This window comes from Pseudomonas sp. UBA6562 (genome assembly GCF_002434265.1).
Classification (GTDB): Bacteria; Pseudomonadota; Gammaproteobacteria; order Pseudomonadales; family Pseudomonadaceae; genus Aquipseudomonas.
In genome coordinates this window covers 67,144-86,442 of sequence record NZ_DJJS01000007.1, presented here as the reverse complement: position 1 = coordinate 86,442, position 19,299 = coordinate 67,144, and the positions used below count along the sequence as shown (strand labels likewise).

At 63.3% G+C, this 19,299-nt stretch carries 21 protein-coding genes and 2 tRNA genes; 12 read left to right on the top strand and 11 right to left on the bottom strand.

The window, feature by feature from the left end; translation table 11 throughout:
- Positions 1 to 46: 46 nt before the first annotated feature.
- The 7 genes from B4M43_RS12610 to B4M43_RS12580 all read left to right on the top strand — a co-directional run bounded on the left by B4M43_RS12610 (position 47) and on the right by B4M43_RS12580 (position 5,147).
- The gene (locus tag B4M43_RS12610) at positions 47 to 880 is read left to right on the top strand and encodes an alpha/beta fold hydrolase (protein ID WP_296267547.1); all 834 of its coding nucleotides are present in this window, start codon (positions 47 to 49) and stop codon (positions 878 to 880) included.
- On the top strand, positions 877 to 2,358 hold the full coding sequence (locus B4M43_RS12605) for an aldehyde dehydrogenase (protein ID WP_296267545.1): 1,482 nt from the start codon (positions 877 to 879) through the stop codon (positions 2,356 to 2,358). Before B4M43_RS12610 ends, B4M43_RS12605 begins: the two co-directional genes overlap by 4 nt.
- A 14-nt stretch (positions 2,359 to 2,372) precedes the next feature.
- Complete coding sequence (locus tag B4M43_RS12600; RefSeq protein ID WP_296267543.1) at positions 2,373 to 2,858, top strand: flavin reductase family protein; 486 nt, start codon at positions 2,373 to 2,375, stop codon at positions 2,856 to 2,858.
- 96 nt (positions 2,859 to 2,954) lie between these two features.
- Positions 2,955 to 3,344 (top strand): carboxymuconolactone decarboxylase family protein, encoded by a 390-nt coding sequence (locus B4M43_RS12595; RefSeq protein ID WP_296267541.1) that lies wholly within the window; start codon positions 2,955 to 2,957, stop codon positions 3,342 to 3,344.
- An 88-nt stretch (positions 3,345 to 3,432) separates the two neighbouring features.
- Positions 3,433 to 4,188 (top strand): GntR family transcriptional regulator, encoded by a 756-nt coding sequence (locus B4M43_RS12590; RefSeq protein WP_296267539.1) that lies wholly within the window; start codon positions 3,433 to 3,435, stop codon positions 4,186 to 4,188.
- Between the two features lie 2 nt (positions 4,189 to 4,190).
- Positions 4,191 to 4,751 (top strand): NUDIX hydrolase, encoded by a 561-nt coding sequence (locus B4M43_RS12585; RefSeq protein WP_296267537.1) that lies wholly within the window; start codon positions 4,191 to 4,193, stop codon positions 4,749 to 4,751.
- 153 nt (positions 4,752 to 4,904) lie between these two features.
- On the top strand, positions 4,905 to 5,147 hold the full coding sequence (locus tag B4M43_RS12580) for a DUF1654 domain-containing protein (protein ID WP_296267535.1): 243 nt from the start codon (positions 4,905 to 4,907) through the stop codon (positions 5,145 to 5,147).
- 17 nt (positions 5,148 to 5,164) lie between these two features.
- Here B4M43_RS12580 and B4M43_RS12575 read toward each other — a convergent pair whose 3' ends face one another.
- The 4 genes from B4M43_RS12575 to B4M43_RS12560 form a co-directional block, all read right to left on the bottom strand.
- On the bottom strand, positions 5,165 to 5,590 hold the full coding sequence (locus tag B4M43_RS12575) for a GTP pyrophosphokinase (protein WP_296267534.1): 426 nt from the start codon (positions 5,588 to 5,590) through the stop codon (positions 5,165 to 5,167).
- Between the two features lie 88 nt (positions 5,591 to 5,678).
- A complete protein-coding gene (locus B4M43_RS12570) occupies positions 5,679 to 6,248 on the bottom strand; it encodes an SPOR domain-containing protein (protein ID WP_296267532.1) in 570 nt (189 codons plus the stop codon).
- A 208-nt stretch (positions 6,249 to 6,456) separates the two neighbouring features.
- Positions 6,457 to 6,533, bottom strand: a tRNA-Val gene (locus B4M43_RS12565).
- Between the two features lie 173 nt (positions 6,534 to 6,706).
- A tRNA-Val gene (locus tag B4M43_RS12560) sits at positions 6,707 to 6,783 on the bottom strand.
- A 199-nt stretch (positions 6,784 to 6,982) separates the two neighbouring features.
- Here B4M43_RS12560 and B4M43_RS12555 point away from each other — a divergent pair.
- On the top strand, positions 6,983 to 8,266 hold the full coding sequence (locus B4M43_RS12555) for an NAD(P)/FAD-dependent oxidoreductase (RefSeq protein WP_296267531.1): 1,284 nt from the start codon (positions 6,983 to 6,985) through the stop codon (positions 8,264 to 8,266).
- A gap of 40 nt (positions 8,267 to 8,306) precedes the next feature.
- Here the strand turns inward: B4M43_RS12555 and B4M43_RS12550 are convergent, their stop codons facing one another.
- Positions 8,307 to 8,993 carry a peptidase C39 family protein gene (locus B4M43_RS12550; RefSeq protein ID WP_296267529.1) on the bottom strand — a complete coding sequence of 229 codons (687 nt, stop codon included), beginning with the start codon at positions 8,991 to 8,993 and terminating at the stop codon, positions 8,307 to 8,309.
- Between the two features lie 191 nt (positions 8,994 to 9,184).
- Here B4M43_RS12550 and B4M43_RS12545 point away from each other — a divergent pair, with 191 nt between their 5' ends.
- Positions 9,185 to 9,340, top strand: coding sequence for a hypothetical protein (locus B4M43_RS12545; protein WP_296267527.1), 156 nt, complete (start codon positions 9,185 to 9,187; stop codon positions 9,338 to 9,340).
- Positions 9,341 to 9,378: 38 nt separating this feature from the next.
- On the opposite strand, the gene B4M43_RS12540 is transcribed toward B4M43_RS12545, so the two are convergent.
- Positions 9,379 to 10,131, bottom strand: coding sequence for a TerC family protein (locus B4M43_RS12540; RefSeq protein ID WP_296267525.1), 753 nt, complete (start codon positions 10,129 to 10,131; stop codon positions 9,379 to 9,381).
- A 132-nt stretch (positions 10,132 to 10,263) separates the two neighbouring features.
- Between B4M43_RS12540 and nhaR the strand changes: the two genes are divergently transcribed.
- The 3 genes from nhaR to B4M43_RS12525 all read left to right on the top strand — a co-directional run bounded on the left by nhaR (position 10,264) and on the right by B4M43_RS12525 (position 13,193).
- On the top strand, positions 10,264 to 11,172 hold the full coding sequence (nhaR, locus tag B4M43_RS12535; protein WP_296268390.1) for a transcriptional activator NhaR: 909 nt from the start codon (positions 10,264 to 10,266) through the stop codon (positions 11,170 to 11,172).
- 56 nt (positions 11,173 to 11,228) lie between these two features.
- Positions 11,229 to 12,440, top strand: coding sequence for a serine/threonine transporter SstT (gene sstT, locus B4M43_RS12530; protein WP_296267523.1), 1,212 nt, complete (start codon positions 11,229 to 11,231; stop codon positions 12,438 to 12,440).
- Positions 12,441 to 12,542: 102 nt separating this feature from the next.
- A complete protein-coding gene (locus B4M43_RS12525) occupies positions 12,543 to 13,193 on the top strand; it encodes a YceH family protein (protein ID WP_296267521.1) in 651 nt (216 codons plus the stop codon).
- On the opposite strand, the gene B4M43_RS12520 is transcribed toward B4M43_RS12525, so the two are convergent.
- The 5 genes from B4M43_RS12520 to B4M43_RS12500 form a co-directional block, all read right to left on the bottom strand.
- The gene (locus B4M43_RS12520) at positions 13,176 to 13,388 is read right to left on the bottom strand and encodes a hypothetical protein (protein WP_296267519.1); all 213 of its coding nucleotides are present in this window, start codon (positions 13,386 to 13,388) and stop codon (positions 13,176 to 13,178) included. The genes B4M43_RS12525 and B4M43_RS12520 overlap by 18 nt on opposite strands.
- Positions 13,389 to 13,448: 60 nt before the next feature.
- Positions 13,449 to 15,245 (bottom strand): glycoside hydrolase family 15 protein, encoded by a 1,797-nt coding sequence (locus B4M43_RS12515; protein WP_296267517.1) that lies wholly within the window; start codon positions 15,243 to 15,245, stop codon positions 13,449 to 13,451.
- Between the two features lie 64 nt (positions 15,246 to 15,309).
- Entirely contained in the window at positions 15,310 to 16,815 is a 1,506-nt protein-coding gene (zwf, locus tag B4M43_RS12510; RefSeq protein ID WP_296267515.1) for a glucose-6-phosphate dehydrogenase, read from the bottom strand.
- Entirely contained in the window at positions 16,812 to 17,795 is a 984-nt protein-coding gene (gnd, locus tag B4M43_RS12505; protein WP_296267512.1) for a phosphogluconate dehydrogenase (NAD(+)-dependent, decarboxylating), read from the bottom strand. The genes zwf and gnd overlap by 4 nt, the downstream gene beginning before the upstream one ends.
- Positions 17,796 to 17,935: 140 nt before the next feature.
- Positions 17,936 to 19,282: a PLP-dependent aminotransferase family protein gene (locus B4M43_RS12500; protein ID WP_296267510.1), complete on the bottom strand. Its 1,347-nt coding sequence runs from the start codon at positions 19,280 to 19,282 to the stop codon at positions 17,936 to 17,938.
- Positions 19,283 to 19,299 lie beyond the last annotated feature (17 nt).

Here is a 19,299-nt window from a genome sequence, read left to right as displayed (position 1 = left end):
AGCCGGAGCGACTTTTCAGCGCCCCGGCTTTCAAGGAGCGTCATCCATGATTCAGCCTGTCGCTGAACGTACGCCGGCCGGGACCAGCTACCTGAGCCAAGGCCAGGGGCATCCCGTGGTGCTGATCCACGGCGTGGGCCTGAACAAGGAAATGTGGGGCGGACAGGTCGTAGGCCTGGCCAACGACCACCGCGTCATCTGCTACGACATGCTTGGCCACGGGCAAAGCCGCGTACCCGCTGCCGATACGCCGCTGCGAGGCTATGCCGACCAGTTGGCCGAGCTGCTCGACCACCTGCAGATCCCCCAGGCCACCGTCATCGGTTTCTCCATGGGCGGCCTGGTGGCGCGCGCCTTCGCCCTGCACTATCCGCAGCGCCTGTCGGCCTTGGTGGTGCTCAACAGCGTCTTCAACCGCTCCACCGAACAGCGTGCCGGCGTGATCGCGCGCGCGGCCCAAGCCGCCGAGCTGGGCCCGGACGCCAACGTCGATGCAGCGCTCGATCGCTGGTTCAGCCGCGAATACAAGGCCGCCAACCCGGCACAGGTCGCCGCCATCCGCCAGACCCTGGCGCAGAACGACCCATCGGGCTACCACACCACCTATTCGCTGTTCGCGACCCAGGACATGTACCGCGCCGACGATCTGGGCAGCATCCAGGCGCCTACGCTGATCGCCACCGGCGAGCTGGACGCGGGCTCCACGCCGACCATGGCGCGCCAATTGGCCGCGCGCATTCCCAATGCGCAGAGCGTGGTGCTGGCCGAACAACGGCACATGATGCCGGTCGAAGCGCCACGTGAAGTCAACAAGATGCTGCTGGACTTCCTCACGCACGCGCGCACCCTCAACGAATCCGCCAAGGGGATAGTGGCATGACCCTCGTACGTTTCCAGATGTGCATCGACGGCCAATGGGTCGATGCGCAGAACGGCAAGACCTTCGACAGCCTTAACCCGGCCACCGCGCAAGCCTGGTCGCAACTGCCCGACGCCGATGAGAGCGATGTGGAACTGGCCGTGCAGGCCGCCCAGCGCGCGTTCGACAGCAGCGCCTGGCGTGGTCTGACCGCTACGTCCCGCGGCAAGCTGCTGCGCCGCCTGGGCGACCTGATTACCGAGAACAAAGAGCACCTGGCCCAGCTGGAAAGCCGAGACAACGGCAAGCTGATCCGCGAAACCCGCGGCCAGGTCGGTTACCTGCCCGAGTTCTTCCACTACACCGCAGGCCTGGCCGACAAGCTCGAAGGCGGCACCCTGCCGCTGGACAAGCCCGACCTGTTCGCCTACACGGTGCACGAGCCGATCGGCGTCGTGGCCGGCATCATTCCGTGGAACAGCCCGCTGTACCTGACCGCGATCAAGCTGGCCCCCGCCCTGGCCGCCGGCAACACCATCGTGCTCAAGCCTTCGGAACATGCCTCGGCGACCATTCTCGAGCTGGCCCGCCTGGCCCTCGAAGCGGGCTTCCCGGCCGGCGTAGTCAACGTGGTCACCGGCTACGGCCCGACTGCCGGCGCTGCCCTCACCCGCCATCCGCTGGTGCGCAAGATCGCCTTCACCGGTGGCGCGGCGACCGCCCGCCACGTGGTGCGCAGCAGCGCCGAGAACTTCGCCAAGCTGTCGCTGGAGCTGGGCGGCAAGTCGCCGAACATCATCTTCGCCGACGCCGATCTGGACAGCGCCATCAATGGCGCGGTGGCCGGCATCTATGCCGCTTCCGGACAGAGCTGCGTGGCCGGCTCGCGCCTGCTGGTGCAGGACGAGATCTTCGACGAATTCGTCAGCCGCCTGATCGAGCGCGCCAAGCGTATCCGCATCGGCAATCCGCAAGACGACGCCAGCGAGATGGGCCCCATGGCCACCGCGCAACAGCTAGCCGTGGTCGAGGGCCTGGTCGCGGCGGCCAAAGCCGAAGGCGCCAAGCTGCACCTGGGCGGCAAACGCGCCGAAGTCGAGGGTGATGGCTGGTTCTACGAGCCGACCCTGTTCGAGTGCGACAGCAACTCGATGACCATCATGCAGGAAGAAGTCTTCGGCCCTGTAGCTGCGGTGATTCGCTTCAAAACCGAGGAAGAGGCGCTGGCCATGGCCAACGACTCGCAGTTCGGCCTGGCCGCCGGCATCTGGACCCGCGACCTGGGCCGTGCCCACCGCTTGGCCCGCGACGTGCGCTCGGGCATCATCTGGGTCAACACTTATCGGGCAGTATCGGCCATGGCGCCGATCGGCGGCTTCAAGAACAGCGGCTACGGCCGTGAAAGCGGCATCGATTCGGTGCTGGCCTATACCGAGCTGAAGACCGTGTGGATCAACCTGTCCACCGCGCCGATGCCCGATCCCTTCGTGATGCGCTGAGAGGTAACGCCAAGATGATCGAACCTGGCATCTATAAAGAGGTGATGGGCTCCTTCCCGTCCGGTGTCACGGTGGTCACCACCCTGGATGCCGAGGGCGGTATCGTCGGCATCACCGCCAGCGCGTTCAGCGCGCTGTCGATCGATCCGGCACTGGTGCTGTTCTGCCCCAACTACGCGTCGGACACCTACCCGATTCTGCGCGACAGCAAGAAATTCGCGATCCATCTGCTGTCGGCCGAACAGACTGCGGCGGCCTACGCCTTCGCCAGCAAGGGCAAAGACAAAGCCAAAGACATCGAGTGGCACCTGAGCGAACTGGGCAACCCATTGCTGCCCAGGGCCACAGCAGTGATCGAGTGCGAATTGTGGCGCGAATACGACGGCGGCGATCACGCCATCATCGTTGGCGCGGTGAAAAACCTGATTTTGCCGGCCGAACCGCTGACACCGATGGTCTATCACCGCGGCAAACTCGGTGCGCTGCCGGCACTGGGCTGATCGTTCGAGTGCGGTGGCTCGGTCAACCGCACATTTTTTAGGGGGCTACGCGACTCACCCTCGGTCGTGGCCCCCGTTTTTATTTCGGAGCGCTGCATGAGCAACGAAAAGTACGAGAAAGGCCTAGAAATCCGTACCCAGGTCTTGGGCGAAGACTACGTCACCCGCTCGATCCAGAACGCCGACGAGTTCACCAAGCCCTTGCAGGAACTGGTGACCGAATACTGCTGGGGTCATGTGTGGAGCCGGGATGGTTTGTCGCTCAAAGAGCGCAGCATGATAAACTTGGCCATGATTTCCGCGCTCAACCGCCCCCACGAACTCAAGCTGCACATCCGTGGCGCGCTGCGCAACGGCCTGAGCCGTGAACAGATTCGCGAGATCCTGCTGCAGGTCGGCATCTACTGTGGCGTCCCGGCAGCGGTAGACAGTTTCCGCCTGGCCCGTGAAGCGTTCGCCGAAGCCGACGCGGAGTCAACCCGATAACAACGGGCTGTTTGAACCACTGCGGGAAGCACCCGGTGCCTGGGTGCTCTCACGATGTTGGCGCACAGCCTCTATTAGAGCGCACCTGATGAAACGCCAGCCCCTCGACGATAGCTTCAAGGTCAACCGCAATCCCGTCACCCTACGTGAAATCGTGCTCGACAAACTGCGCGGCGCGATCATGAATTTCCACTTGCTGCCCGGCGACCGCCTGGTCGAACGCGACCTCTGCGACCGCCTTGGCGTCAGCCGCACGTCGGTGCGCGAGGCGCTGCGCCACCTGGAGTCCGAGGGGCTGGTGGAGTTCGCCGATGCCAAGGGGCCACGTGTCGCCATCATCACCCTGGAAGACGCGCGCGACATCTACGAGCTGCGCTGCGTACTCGAAGGGCTGATCGTGCAGCTGTTCACCCTCAACGCCAAGAGCAAGGACATCCGTGCGCTGGAGCGCGCCTTGGAAGAGAACCGCGAATCGCTGGAACAGGGCGAGTTGCAGCAGGTGCTCGACTCGGTGCAAGGCTTCTACGATGTGCTTCTGGAGGGCTCCGGCAACCGCGTTGCCGCCCAGCAACTGCGTCAGTTGCAGGCGCGCATCAGCTACTTGCGCGCCACCTCCGTTTCGCAGAAGAACCGCCGCGGCGCCAGTAACCACGAGATGGAAAAAATCGTCGAGGCGATCAAGAGCGGCGATCCACAGGCCGCCCACCAGGCATCAGTCGACCATGTGCGCGCTGCCGCCAAGGTCGCTCTGGAATACCTGCGCCAGAAACAGGACGACACTACGACCTCGCTGCGCGCGATCGTCGAACCCCTGACCGTCAAGGATCCTCGCATAGGCCGCTGACCATGCCCAATGCCCCGCGCTTCTGCCCTCATTGCACCCAGGCGCTCGCTCGGGGCGTGCCGCCCGGCGATACGCACGAGCGGCTGTACTGCGCTTGCGGCTATATCCATTACGTGAATCCCAAGATCATCGCCGGCTGCATCATCGAGCGCGATGGCAAGTACCTGCTTTGCCAGCGTGCCATCCCACCCCGACCGGGCACCTGGACTTTGCCGGCCGGTTTCATGGAAGCGGGCGAGACCACCGAAGAGGCCGCCTTGCGCGAGGTGTGGGAGGAAACGGGGGTACGTGCCGAAATCGTCTCGCCCTACTCGATCTTCAGCGTGCCGAAAATCAGCGAGGTGTACATCGTCTTCCGCGCGATGGCCGCCGAGGAAACCGGACGATACGGGCCGGAAACGCTCGATTACCGTTTTTTCGAACCCGGTGAAATTCCTTGGGACGAGATCTATTACCCGGCTATCCGGCAGATTCTGGAGCGCTACATCCTCGAGCGCCAGGCCGGGGTTTATGGCATATACATGGGTAACGACGATACCGGCAAAGTGCACTTCATGCGCTGAAGGGCGGCGAAGATATGCCTGCCCTTTCGGCAGCGATCTGTCTTGTTTTTCAACACACCCAACGCGAAAACCGCCAACCGGCCAATCTGCAGGCTTGCGCAACCCTGTGCGCTCAAATACTGTACGCACATCCAGCCACCTAGGAAGCCTTTCATGGCCAGCACCGCGCCGCAGACGCCCAGCAGCTACGTCCAACTGGGCACTCGCATTCAAAAGATCATCAACAGCCCGACCGCACAGCGCAGCAAGGCGGCTTTGATCTACCGGCTGCCCGACGAGTCTTCACAGGACTGGGAAACCCTGCTCGAGGAAATCGCGGAAAACGACAATGTCACGCTCGCCCACCGCGACGACGGTGGCGTGCAGGTATTCTGGACGGTACCCAAGGACGACTGAATCCTAATGCGCTCGCGCTACGTCAGTGCTTGCAGATAGGCACTGGCCCGATGGTAGCGATGTAGCCGCTGCAAGTCGGCTGGGGTAGGCTCGGAAATGCGCGTTATATCGCTGTTGTCGGCCAGATCGGCCAGCTTGACCGTCCGGGCCAGGGGGTCATTGCCCAGGCGCACGACAAAGTCTTCGTAGGGCTCGCCAGCTCGCCGACTGAGCGCGAGCAGCGCGGCCAGAGTCTTGAGATTGAAACCGTCGCGGACAAGATCGGCCAGGCTCACCGCCGTATCTTCGAGTACATCGTGCAGCACGGCGACGATGCGCTCCTCGGGTGTATGCACCTTCATCATGACCCGCAGCGGGTGCAGGATATACGCAGCACCGCCCTTGTCGACCTGCCCGGCGTGGGCAATGGCCGCGATGACGATGGCCTTTTCCACTGTAGACATCAGGCCTCCCTTGCATGTGGCTGTGCGTGTTCAAGCATAGCCGGAGGGATACCCTGCGCGCGAGCCTCGCACGCCCATCGCCAACCTTTCAGCGCTCGATACCGTGCTGGATGACCACCGAGTCGGTTCCCAGCCGCGCCATGACGTCTGCCTTGCGCGCCTCTGCCTCGGCCTTGCTCGGGAACGGCCCCATCAGCACCACCGGTTTACCCTCGCGGTATTCGACGGATGAAGGAATGCTTTTTTCCAGCAGCCGCGCCGTCATGTCGCTGACTGCGCCCATGTTCGCACCCTGCACCACCTCCACATCCCAGCCGTCAGGTGCGGGCTGGTCGGCCACGGCTTCGGCACGCCGCTGCAATTGCGCGCCGCCACACACTTCGCGGATCTGCAGGTTGTTACCCGAGTCGTCGACGATGATCCGGTACTGGCCTTCTTGCTTGATGGCGACGTAACTGCGATAGGCCTCGTACTGGCCTTGGTCGTCCTTACCGCGGAATTGCCCACAGATGGTGCCTTGGGTATCGATCCGCACGTTGGCGAATTTAGCCGTCTTGGGATTGCTGAGGTGTTCGGCCACTTGCTTGTGCACCCCTTCGACTTCATTGTCACAGCCGACCAAGGCCATCGCCGCCATTACCACTGCCAGTTTGCGCACGCGTCTATCTCCCGTTTCGAAGGGGCCGATTCTAGCATGGGGAACCTTTGCCGCTGGATACATGGGCAGGGTCGGGAAGCCGCCGGGGACGCGGCTTACGACATCGGGCGACACAATACCGCGGCTCGAACAGCTTGGATCGCTAGAACGAAAAAAGGGCGACCCTTGCGGATCGCCCTTCTTGCTGCCCGCAGAGCGGGACTTTGTTTGGTAGGCACAATTGGATTCGAACCAACGACCCCCACCATGTCAAGGTGGTGCTCTAACCAACTGAGCTATGTGCCTGTCGTGTGGGGCGCATATTAGAGGGCAGTTGCTTCCCTGTAAAGCGCTTTTCTTCAAATTAATCAGAAATTTGCGTGTCCCGCCCTCGAGACCTGGGGGATGCCCTTAAAGGCTGTTGCCCAGAATCCGAATGCAAAAAAGGCGACCCCTGAGGGTCGCCTTTTTCGTCGATTTGGTAGGCACAATTGGATTCGAACCAACGACCCCCACCATGTCAAGGTGGTGCTCTAACCAACTGAGCTATGTGCCTGTCGTGGGGCGCATTCTACGTGATCGCTAATCACTGTCAACTTTTTTTTGCGCTAACTTCCTGAATCCTAATCAGTTTATGGCTTTACCCAATGGCGTGCGCGGGCAGGCGTTTTTTTGGCTATAGCTAGCGGGTGTTTATTATTATTGATAGCATGCGCTCAACCGTTAAAAATATAAAACACGAGGTTTACCCCGTCATGGCTAACACTCCCTACCCGCAGTCCTACTATGCCGCCTCGGCCAATGCGGTGCCGCAGCGTCCGGCGCTACAGGGTGAGGTGGAAACCGACATCTGCATCATCGGGGCCGGCTATACAGGGCTGTCCAGCGCTCTGTTCCTGCTCGAGAACGGCTTCAAGGTCAGCATCGTCGAGGCCGCCAAGGTAGGCTTCGGCGCCTCCGGCCGCAACGGTGGGCAAATCGTCAACAGCTACAGCCGCGACATCGACGTGATCGAGCGCAGCGTGGGCCAGCAACAGGCGCAGTTGCTGGGGCAGATGGCCTTCGAAGGTGGCCGTATCATTCGCGAACGCGTGGCCACTTATGGCATCGACTGTGCGCTCAAGGACGGCGGTGTGTTCGCAGCCCTCAAGCCCAAGCAGATGGACCACCTGGAGTCACAGAAACGCCTCTGGGAGCGTTACGGCCACACCCAGCTCGAGTTGCTGGACCAAAAGCGCATTCGCGACGTGGTGGGCTGCGAGAACTACATCGGCGGCTTGCTCGACATGAGCGGCGGCCATATCCATCCGCTCAACCTGGCTCTGGGCGAAGCGGCGGCCGTGGAATCGCTCGGCGGCGTCATTTATGAACAGTCGCCGGCCATCCGCATCGAGCGTGGCGCCAACCCGGTGGTGCATACCCCGCAAGGCAAGATCCGCAGCAAATTCATCATCGTCGCTGGCAACGCCTACCTGGGTAACCTGGTGCCGGAGCTTGCCGCCAAGTCCATGCCATGCGGCACACAGGTCATCGCCACCGAGCCGCTGAGCGACGAATTGGCCCGCAGCCTGCTGCCACAAGACTACTGCGTGGAAGACTGCAACTACCTGCTCGACTACTACCGCCTTACCGAAGACAAACGCCTGATCTTCGGCGGCGGTGTGGTGTACGGTGCCCGCGACCCAGAGAACATCGAAGCGATCATCCGGCCCAAGCTGCTCAAGGCATTTCCGCAACTCAAGGATGTGAAGATCGATTACGCCTGGACCGGCAACTTCCTGCTGACGCTGTCGCGCTTGCCGCAGGTGGGCCGCATTGGCGACAACATCTACTACTCGCAAGGCTGCTCCGGCCACGGCGTCACCTACACGCACCTGGCCGGCAAGGTGTTGGCCGAAGCGCTACGCGGTCAGGCTGAGCGATTCGATGCCTTCGCCGGCCTGCCGCACTACCCCTTCCCCGGCGGTCAGATGCTGCGCGTGCCGTTCAGCGCCTTGGGCGCCTGGTATTACAGCCTGCGCGACAAGCTCGGCTTCTGAGGTAGGTGCGGGCCGCTCGCCCGCACCACCTTCACACGCCTTATTCCTGCAAACGGCTGACAGCCTGGCGCGCCGCCACCTCCTGGCCATCGCGTGCCAAGGCCTCGGCCGCCTGCAACCAACGCGTGCGGTCGACTTGGGCAGGCAAGCGCCGGGGCGGCTGAATCAGCACTGCCCAGCTACCCTGCTCGGCCCAAGCCTGTTCGAACGCTTTGAAGTCCATCGGCAGCCGCCGGCTCATGCCTGCGCGCAACAGCACCTGTTGCTTATAGCGATCGTAACCGACCATCACCGCGTAGCGCGGCTCGGCCCAGAAGCTCGAACCTTCCTGGTAGCGCAACAGCACCGGATCGCCTGCCGCCACCTGTCGCAGCAAAGCGTCCAAGCGCTTGTCCAGGGGGTATACGAGCATGCCGTACTCGTGGGCAACGCGCGGAATCGAAGTATCCAACCGGTCTACCTCTTGGGGCAAGCGCAGCGGGCCGTCGAGCAGACCTGGGGTGATGTTCACCCCTTGTTGCGAAAGCATGGCCGCCAGCGCCAACGCTCCGCCATGGTGGGCATTGCCACGGAAAAACGGCACGCTGCCGATTTCGACCCGCTGCGCCAGGTCTTTGGGCAAGGGCGCCGGCGTTCCGGCGCAGCCACTCAGACCGATCAGCAACGCGCCCGCGACCAGCCAACGGCGTCCAACGGAACTGCGCAAAGGGGAAGCATGCTGCGACATGGGTTCTCGCTTGTCATGGCCAGGCGGAGGGCGCCTGGCAAGATCCACGATCATAGGCCGCGCATTGCACGCGGTACAGTGCGGCGCGAGGCGTCGAAGCCGGACCGAAGGCATTGGGCCCTATCGACTTGCGGCTAGACTTGGGTTCGTATTCACCACCCAATCGTGCGTTCCTAGAGAAGGAGCCGCTCATGAGTCTGACGATGGCGATACTCATGTTGATAGCCATGTGGGCCAGCGTGGCCCTGGCGATGCTATGGGGGGTGATGCGCATCCTGCGCCGCCATGCTTCCTTGCCGCCCCGCACGAAACCGCGCGGCAACTTGCCCAAGGCTACGCCACACTGACAACCGGGACCTCTCGCCCCGGTGGTTCGGTCTACCCGTCAGCCCCCAGCCGCGTCTCGCTTGGTCCGGGCACGGCGCGACAGGATGTTCAGCACCTCAATCAGGGTCGAGAACGCCATCGCCGCATACACATACCCTTTAGGCACGTGCGCACCGAAGCCTTCGGCGATCAGGGTCATGCCGATCATGATCAGGAAGCCCAGCGCCAGCATGACCACGGTCGGGTTGTCGTTGATGAACTTGGCCAGCGGATCGGCCGCCACCAACATCACCACCACGGCGCTGATCACGGCGATGATCATGATCGGCAGGTGCTCGGTCATGCCCACGGCAGTGATGATGCTGTCGATGGAAAAGACGATGTCGAGGATCAGGATCTGCACGATCGCCGCCGAAAAGCCCAGGGTCACAGTGGCGCCTGCTTTGGCCTCTTCCTTGGAGCCATGCGGGTCGACGCTTTCGTGGATCTCCTTGGTCGCCTTCCACAACAGGAACAGGCCACCGGCGATCAGGATCATGTCCTTCCAAGAGAAGGCATGGCCGAACACTTCGAACACCGGCTCGGTCAACTGCACGATCCAGGCGACGGTGCTGAGCAGCGCCAAACGCATGACCAATGCCATGCTGATACCGATGCGCCGGGCTTTGGAGCGGTGCTGCTCGGGCAGCTTGTTGGTGAGAATCGAAATGAAGATCAGGTTGTCGATACCCAGGACGACTTCCATCGCCACCAGGGTAGCCAGTGCCACCCAGGCGGTAGGGTTCGAAGCGAGTTGCAATAGGTAGTCCATGGGCCGAATCTCTGCGAAGGTCGTTGAGGCGCGCTAGGCGCGGGATCGCGCACAGAGTAGACAAGGCGAAACATCAGGAAAATTCGTTTTTTCACCAGGTATACTTCGCTTTTCTCGAACCAAATGTTTCAGATGCTCAACTATCGCCAATTGCACTATTTCTGGGTCACCGCCAAGACGGGCAGCATCGCTCGCGCCAGCGAACAATTGAACCTCACGCCCCAGACCGTCAGCGGACAAATCAGCCTGTTCGAGCAGACCCATGGCATCGAACTGTTCCAGCGTGTGGGTCGCCAACTCGAACTGACCGAAAGCGGCCGTCGCACGCTCGAGTACGCCGAGCAGATGTTTCAGATCGCCAGCGAGCTGGAAGGCGTGCTGCGGGCCGCGCCCGACCGACAACAGGTGCTGTTCCGCGTGGGCGTGGCCGACGTGGTGCCTAAGTCCATCGTCTACCGCTTGCTGGCACCAGCCATGGAAGGGGATCGGGCGCTGCGCATCAGTTGCCGCGAAGACAAGCTCGAACGCTTGCTCGCCGACCTTGCCGTCCAACGGCTGGACTTGGTGATTTCCGATCGCCCCATGCCCAACCATCTCGATATCAAGGGCCACAGCCAGAAACTGGGTGAGTCGGGCCTGAGCTTCTTCGCGACGCCAGCCCTCGCCCGCCAGCTTGCCTTGCCTTTTCCCGCCTGCCTGGACAACGCTCCGTTGCTGATCCCCGGACAGGACAGCATGCTGCGCAGCCGCTTGCTGCGCTGGTTCGCCGAGCAACGGGTGCACCCCAGGATCGTCGGCGAGTTCGACGACAGCGCCTTGATGCAGGCCTTCGGCCAGTCCGGCAGTGGCCTGTTCGTCGCGCCCAGCGTGATCGCAGAAGAGGTCTGCCGGCAATGCGCCGTGGAGCAGATCGGCCACACCGACGCGGTGACCGAGGCGTTCTATGCCATTTCCGTCGAGCGCAAGGTCAAGCATCCGGGCATTGTGGCGATCACCCAAGGCGCGCGGCGCGAGCTGTTCAACGAGGGCGTGGGGGCCTGAAGGGGACGAACGTCTATGGTAGAGTCCGCCGCTCAATTTCCGAGGCTCTGCTGTATATGTCCGCTGTTCTTCGTCTGCTCACCCGTACCAGCCTGATCACCCAGATCGTCATCGGCCTGGTCTCCGGTATCCTCCTGGCCGTCCTGGCGCCTAGCGTCGCGACCAGCCTGACACTGCTGGGCAGCCTGTTCGTGACGGCGCTAAAGGCCGTGGCGCCCATTCTAGTGTTCGTGCTGGTGATCGCCTCGATCGCCAACCACCAGCCGGGCCAACAGACGCATATCCGGCCGATCCTCTGGCTCTACCTGTTCGGCACCTTTTCGGCGGCTGCGCTGGCCGTGGCGGCGAGCATGCAGTTTCCGTCGACCCTGGTCCTCGACACCGCGCGAATCGACATGAGCCCGCCTGGCGGTATCGGCGAAGTCCTACAAGGGTTGGTGCTGAGCGCGGTCGAGAACCCGGTCAAGGCGTTGGCCGAAGCCAACTTCATCGGCATCCTCACCTGGGCGCTCGGCTTGGGCGCGCTGCTGCGCAAAGCCGGCAAGGCGACCCGCGGCCTGACCGAGGACTTGGCCACAGCGGTGACTGACCTGGTGCGCGTCGTCATCCGCTTCGCTCCCTTGGGGATCTTCGGCCTGGTCGCCTCGACCTTGGCCCAGGCCGGTCTGCAAGCCTTGCTGGGCTACCTGCACCTGCTGGCGGTACTGATCGGCTGCATGCTCGCGATCGCACTGGTGATCAACCCGCTGATCGTCTTCTGCATGATCCGTCGCAACCCCTACCCCCTGGTGCTGATGTGCCTGCGCGAAAGTGGCATCACCGCCTTTTTCACCCGCAGTTCGGCGGCCAACATCCCGGTCAACCTGGCGCTGTCGGAAAAGCTCGGTTTGCATGAAGACACCTACTCGGTGTCGATCCCGCTGGGCGCGACCATCAACATGGCCGGCGCAGCGATCACCATCACCGTGTTGACCTTGGCCGCCGTACACACCCTGGGCATTGCGGTGGACCTGCCCACGGCGCTGCTGCTCAGCGTGGTGGCGTCGATCTGCGCCTGTGGCGCATCGGGCGTGGCCGGTGGTTCGTTGCTGTTGATTCCGCTGGCCTGCGGGCTGTTCGGCATTCCCAGCGAAGTCGCCATGCAAGTGGTTGCCGTAGGCTTCATCATCGGCGTGGTGCAGGATTCGGCGGAAACCGCGCTGAACTCCTCGACCGACGTGCTGTTCACCGCCGCCGCATGCGAAGCCATGGAGCGACGCAGCGCCTGACCCATTGCGGCCAGCTCCATGTTGGCCGCCCTTGGGGAACGATTGCCTCAGCCCCCAACACCCCCTACGCTAATGGCCTTTTCATTGCATCGAGACAAGGCCATGTCAGAACAGCAAAGCGCCGGCGAAGCACGTTTGAGCGAAGTCGAGGTGCGTGTCCTCGGCGCCTTGATCGAAAAGCAGGCCACCAGCCCGGAAAGCTACCCCTTGACGCTCAACGCGCTGGTCGTCGCCTGCAACCAGAAGACCAGCCGAGAACCGGTGATGAACCTTTCGGCCGGCCAGGTCGGGCAAGCCCTACGCGCGCTCGAAGCGCAGGACATGGCCCGCTTGCAGATGGGCAGCCGCGCCGACCGTTGGGAGCATCGTCTGGACAAGGTGCTGGAACTGGTCCCGGCACAGCGTGTGCTGCTCGGCTTGTTGTTCCTGCGCGGCCCGCAGACGTTGAGCGAGTTGCTGAGCCGCAGCCAGCGCCTGCATGCGTTCGAAGACCTGGACCAGGTCCAGCATCAGCTCGAGCGCCTGGTGACCCGTGAACTCGCTCTGCACCTACCGCGCCAGTCGGGCCAGCGTGAAGACCGCTACACCCATGCGCTGGGCGACCCCGCGCACATTGAAGCGATCCTTGCCGCTCGCCAGCACGGCACGAGCGATCAGCCGCGCGCAACCAGCAGCGTTTCCGAAGATCGTCTAGAAGCCTTGGAGGCACGCATCGCCGCGTTGGAAGCGCGTCTGTCAGCGCTGGAAGACTGAACCCGCAGGCGTATCGGCATCGGGAAAGTGGCGGCAACTCTTGCGCTCGGCCAGCTCACGCGCGGTCGGGCGCTGGTCGACGAAGACCGTGCTGCCATCGGCATAGATTTCCAGATAACCCCAGTGCAGGTCCCGTTCTTGCTGACCGGGCTTGGGCGGCACGTGCCACCAAGGTTCGCGACTGATCAAACGCATCGACAGGCTCCGAGGGAGGGAATGACTTCACTATAGCCATCCCTCCCCATCTGCGAGCGACTACTCGCCGCCGCTGGCGCGGTCGCGCACCGGGCATTGCGCCCGGTACAGGTTCAGCGCGGTGTTGATCACCCCTATATGGCTAAACGCCTGTGGGAAATTGCCCAACATGCGCTGGCTTTGCGGGTCGTATTGCTCGGCCAGCAAGCCCACGTCGTTGGTCAAGTCCAGCAAGCGCTGGTACAACGCCTCGGCTTCGGTTTGGCGCCCGACCAGCACATAAACGTCGCACAGCCAGAACGTGCAGACCAGGAACGTCCCCTCGCCCGCCGTCAGCCCGTCGGTGCAGTTGTCGCTGTCGTAGCGCAGCACCAGACCTTCGTGCAGCAAGCGTCGCTCGATTTGCTCGAGGGTGCGCAGGAAACGCGGATCATCGGCCGGTAGAAACCCGGTCAGGGCGATTTGCAACAGGCTGGCGTCCATCTCCTTGGACCCATAGGCCTGGACGAAATACTGCCCGCTCGGGTCAAGCCCCTTTTCGCAGACTTCCCGGTGGATCTGCTCGGCGATCTGCCGGTAGTGGTGGCTCTGGCCGCTGTCTTCCCGCGTTTCGGCGAGACTGGCGGCGCGGTCGAAGGCCACCCAGGCCATGACCTTGGAATGCACGAAGTGCTGACGCCCGCCGCGCACTTCCCAGATGCCCTCGTCCGGCTCGCGCCAGATGCTCTCCACGTACGGCAGGATCAAGCGCGCGATGGCGGCGCTGCGCGGGTGACGCGGCAAGCCGGCCTTGATCGCCTGGCTCATGGCGTCGGCCACCTCGCCATAGATGTCGAGCTGACGCTGGTCGGCGGCGGCGTTGCCCACGCGCACTGGCTGCGAATGCTCGTAACCGGCCAGCCATGGCAGCGTGTATTCCTGCAAGTCACGCTCGCCCGCCAGGCCATACATGATCTGCATCTGCTCGGGGTTGCCGGCCACCGAGCGCATCAGCCATTCGCGCCAGGCCTGGGCTTCGTCGACGTAGCCCAGGTTCATGAAGGCGAGCAGCGTCATGGTGGCGTCGCGCAGCCAGCAGAAGCGATAGTCCCAATTGCGTTCGCCACCGATGCGTTCGGGCAACGAGGTGGTCACGGCCGCGACGATGCCGCCTGTAGGGGCGTAGGTCATGGCCTTGAGGGTGATCAGCGAACGACGAACCTGCGCGCTGTAGGCACCCACTTCCGGGCAACGGCCCGCGAAGGCCTGCCACTGATCGATGGTGTCCTTGAGCGCCTCGTCGGCATCGAACCCTGGCTGCACCGGCAGGTGCGAGCGCTGGTGGCGCAAGCTGAACACTTCCCGCGTGCCTTCGCCGACCCGGAAGCGTGCGACCGTGTGATGGTCCATGGCGTGGGTCGCGACCGTACTGCTGAGGATCACCCGGTCCGGTCCGGCCACGGCGCTCAAGGTCAAGGGGTCGAGTTTTTCGACCCAAGGCACGCTGCGGCCGTAGTCGAAGCGCAACACCAGGTCCATCTCGAAATTGACCTCGCCGCTGAGGCCTTCGACGATGCGCACCACCGAATGGGTGTCGTTGAGCGGCATCAGGTCGAGGACCCGTGCGCGCCCTGTGGCGGTGACGTAGAGCGTCTCCAGTACCAGGGTGTCTTCCAGGTAACGACGCTCGCTGTGCTCGACGGTGTCGGTAGGCGCGATGCGCCAGCGACCGTTCTCTTCGTTGCCCAACAAGCTGGCGAACACGGCCGGCGCGTCGAAACGCGGCAGGCACAGCCAGTCGAGCGAGCCGTTGCGGTTGACCAGGGCGGCACTGCGGCAGTTGCCGAGCAGGGCATAGTCTTCGATCAGTGCGGGCATCGAGTGTCCTTAACAATACGGTTGGAAGTCGCTGCTGGCCGGTGCCCAGGGTAAAGCTCGGCCGTCAGCCGAGCCCATGCCATTCGCGCTTGTCGCGGGTCAGCAGCTCGTTGCCTGCCTCGGGGCCGTCTTCACCGGCCGGGTACTCGTGCACCTCGCCGCCGCTGGCCCAGGCATCGAGGAATGGCTGCACCGCGCGCCAGCCGTTCTCGATGTTGTCCGCGCGCTGGAACAGCGTCTGGTCACCGGTCAGGCAGTCGTAGATGAGCGTTTCGTAGCCCGTGGCCGGGGTCATGTTGAAGAAGTCTTTGTAGGCGAAGCCCAGCTCGACGTTTTGCGTGATCAGTTCCGGGCCGGGGCGCTTGGCCTGCAGGTCGAACCACATGCCTTCGTTCGGCTGGATCTGGATCTTCAAATAGTTGGGTTTGGGCCGCGCCAGGGCCGAATCGCGGAACTGCGCGTAAGGCGCCGGCTTGAAGCAGATGGCGATTTCGGTATCGCGCACGCTCATGCGCTTGCCCGTGCGCAGGTAGAACGGCACACCGGCCCAGCGCCAGTTGTCGATCATCACCTTCAGCGCCACATAGGTTTCTGTTTGGCTGGCGGAGTCGACGTTGTCTTCCTCGCGATAGCCAGGCAAATCTTTGTCACCGCGCTTGCCCGCCGCGTACTGGCCGCGCACCGAGTTCTTCAACGCCAGCTTGCTCGACCACGGGCGGATGGCGCCGATGACCTTGGCCTTTTCGCCACGTACTGCGTCGGCGCCGAAGGCAGCGGGCGGCTCCATGGCAACCATCGCCAGCAGCTGGAACAGGTGGTTGGGCACCATGTCGCGCAAGGCGCCGGTGCCGTCGTAGAACGCACCGCGGGTTTCGACCCCTACGGTTTCCGCTGCGGTGATCTGCACGTGGTCGATGTAGTGGTTGTTCCAGAACGATTCGAACAGCCCGTTGGAGAAACGGCTGACCAGAATGTTCTGTACCGTTTCCTTACCGAGGTAATGGTCGATACGGTAGATCTGCCGCTCGCTCATCACCTTGAGCAAGCAGGCGTTCAGCGCTTGGGCGCTGGCAAGGTCGGTGCCGAACGGCTTTTCGATCACGACGCGGCGAAAGCCGCCCGCAGACTCGTCCAGCAGGCCGGCCTCGCCCAAACGCTGCGCCACTTCCGGGAAGAAGCGCGGCGAGGTGGCGAGGTAGAAGATCGCGTTGCCGTGGTCGGTCTTGGCGATGCGCTCGCCGATGGCCTGGTACGTGGCCATGTCGAGAAAGTCGCCGGTCTGGTAGTCCAGCCGTTTGGCCAGGCTTGCCCAGAGTTTTTCGTCGACGCTCTTGGGCGCACCTTCGCCGCCTGCGTCACGCTCGGCGAGGAAGTCGTGCAGGCGCTCGCCGAACGCCTCGGCAGTGGACGCGTTGTGGTCCACACCGACGATACGCAGGTTGCGGTCCAGCAAACCGTCGCGGCTGAGGTTGTACAGCGCCGGCATCAGCAGGCGCTTGACCAGGTCGCCGCTTGCACCGAAGAGGAACAGCGTGCAGGGCGGTGCGGCAGGCGTCTTCTGTGCGGTCATGGGCGTTTATTCTCGACGTGGCCACCAAAGCCCAGGCGCATGGCCGAGAGCACTTTGTCACCGAAGGTGCCCTGCTGCTGGCGCGAACGGAAGCGGGCGAACAGCGCGCTGGACAACACCGGCACCGGCGTGGCCTGCTCGACGGCGGCATCGATGGTCCAACGCCCTTCGCCACTGTCGGACACCGAGCCGCTGAACTGCGACAGCTGCGGATCGGCGACCATGGCATCGGCGGTCAGGTCCAGCAGCCAGGACGTGATGACGCTACCACGGCGCCACACTTCGGCGATCTCCGGCAGGTTGAGGTCGAAGCGCTGGGCTTCGGGCAACTCGTCGCTGCCTTTGCTGCGCAGCAGGTCGAAGCCTTCGGCGTAGGCCTGCATCAGGCCGTACTCGATGCCGTTGTGCACCATCTTCACGTAGTGGCCGGCACCGGGCGGGCCGGCGTGCAGGTAGCCATGTTCGGCACGCTGGTGCTCGCCTTCCAGGCCATGGGTGCGGGGGATCTGGCCGACGCCTGGGGCCAGGGCGCGGAACAGAGGCTCGAGACGTTCGAAGACGTCTTTCTCGCCGCCGATCATCATGCAGTAGCCACGGTCCAGACCCCACACGCCGCCGGAGGTGCCGACATCCAGATAGTGCATGCCCCGGCTCGCCAGTTCGGCGGCGCGGCGCATGTCGTCTTTATAGAAGGTGTTGCCACCGTCGATGATCGAGTCGCCGGGTTCGAGCAAGTCGGCCAATTGCGCGATGGTCTGCTCGGTGGGGGCGCCAGCCGGCAGCATGACCCAGACGGCCCGTGGCGCTTGCAGGGCCTTGACCATTTCGGCCAGGTCGTGAACGCCCGTGGCGCCCTCGCCGGCCAGCGTTTGTACGGCTTGAAGGTCACGGTCATGGGCCACGATCTGGTGGCCCGCACGCATCAAGCGTCGTGCAATGTTGCCGCCCATGCGGCCAAGACCGACGATTCCTAATTGCATGTGCCGGTGCTCCTACTTAATGAGATGAAAAGAGAATGAAGATATTCAGATTAGTCCAGCGGGTCTGCTGAGGGTTCAGCACCTACAGCACATTACTACGGCGGCTCCGACCCTTTTGGTGGCCGGGCCAATAGGCGTCTTCAAAACGCCTTCACAGTGAAATGTCGTGCGACCTCCTGGGAAAAATGCGTGCAGTTTATCCGTGCATAGCGCTGGTAGTCGCGCGTGACGGCAAACGCAGAGCCTGGCATCAGCAGGATCTTCTGCGCTTCAAGGGTGGTGATCAGCGGTTGCAGGTTCGGTAGGTCCGGGTGATAGGCCCAGATGAACATGCCGCCTTGCGGCTCGATATCGAAGCGCCAGCCCCGTGCCAATAGCAGTTGCTGGGTCTGCACCTGCTGGCTGATCAGGCGTTGCTGCACGTCTTTCATGTGCCGCGCATAGGTGCCATCGGACAGAATCGTGTTGACGAAGCGCTCGCAGAACGCCGGCACGGCCACGCAGGTCAGCAGTTTCAGGCGGGTCAGCGGCTCGATCAGCTCCTGCGCGCAGGCGATGTAACCGACCCGCAGCGAGGCCGACAGGCATTTGGAAAAGCTGCCGATGTAGATGACCCGCTCCAGGTTGTCGAGCTCGGCGAAGGTCTGCCGTACGCCAGGGCTGAAATCGCCGTAGACGTCGTCTTCCACCACATAGAACTCGTGCTCGATGGCCAGGCGCAGCACTTTGAAGGCGTTGTGCGGGCTGATGTTGCCGCCGGTGGGATTATGCAGGGTGCTGTTGCAGAGGAATGCGCGCACTTTGTGCGTACTCAGATAGGCCTGCATCTCGGCGATGTCCGGGCCGTCCGGGCCGCGTGGGATCCCCACCACATGCCCGCCGGCGAGCTGGATCAGACGGATCAGGTTGCCGTTGCCGGGCTCGTCGACGAACACATGGTCGCCCGGTTTGATCAGCAGGCGCGCCAGTAGGTCCAGTGCTTGGGTCGCACCGAGGGTGGTGATGACCTGGCTGGGCCTGACGTCTACACGGGTCTGGCGCTTCATGTGCACGCACAACTGCTTGCGCATGGGCAGGTGGCCGAGGATGTCGCCGTATTCGGCCAACGAACTCTGCTCAAGCCGCGCAGTGCGGCGAATTGCCTTGGCCAGCGATTCGGTGTCGCGCCACTGTGGCGGCAACCAGCCGCAGCCGAGCTTGGTGTAGTGCTGCCCACCCTGCAGGAGCCGGAACAGCGGGTCGCTGTCCATGCTCAGCGGGTCATGGCTGACGGCGATCTGCGCGGCCCTGCTGGTGACGAAGTAGCCGCGACCGGGAAAGGCGGTCAACTCGCCTTCGCTAACCAGCCGCGCGTAGGCCGACACGGCATCGTGGTAACTGTGCCCGCCCCCCGCCAACTTGCGGATCGACGGCATGCGCTGCCCAGCCAGCCACTCGCCCTTCGCCAGCCGATGCTTCAAATCGTCGTACAGCGTGCTGTTGCTCATGGGCCACCGCCAAACCG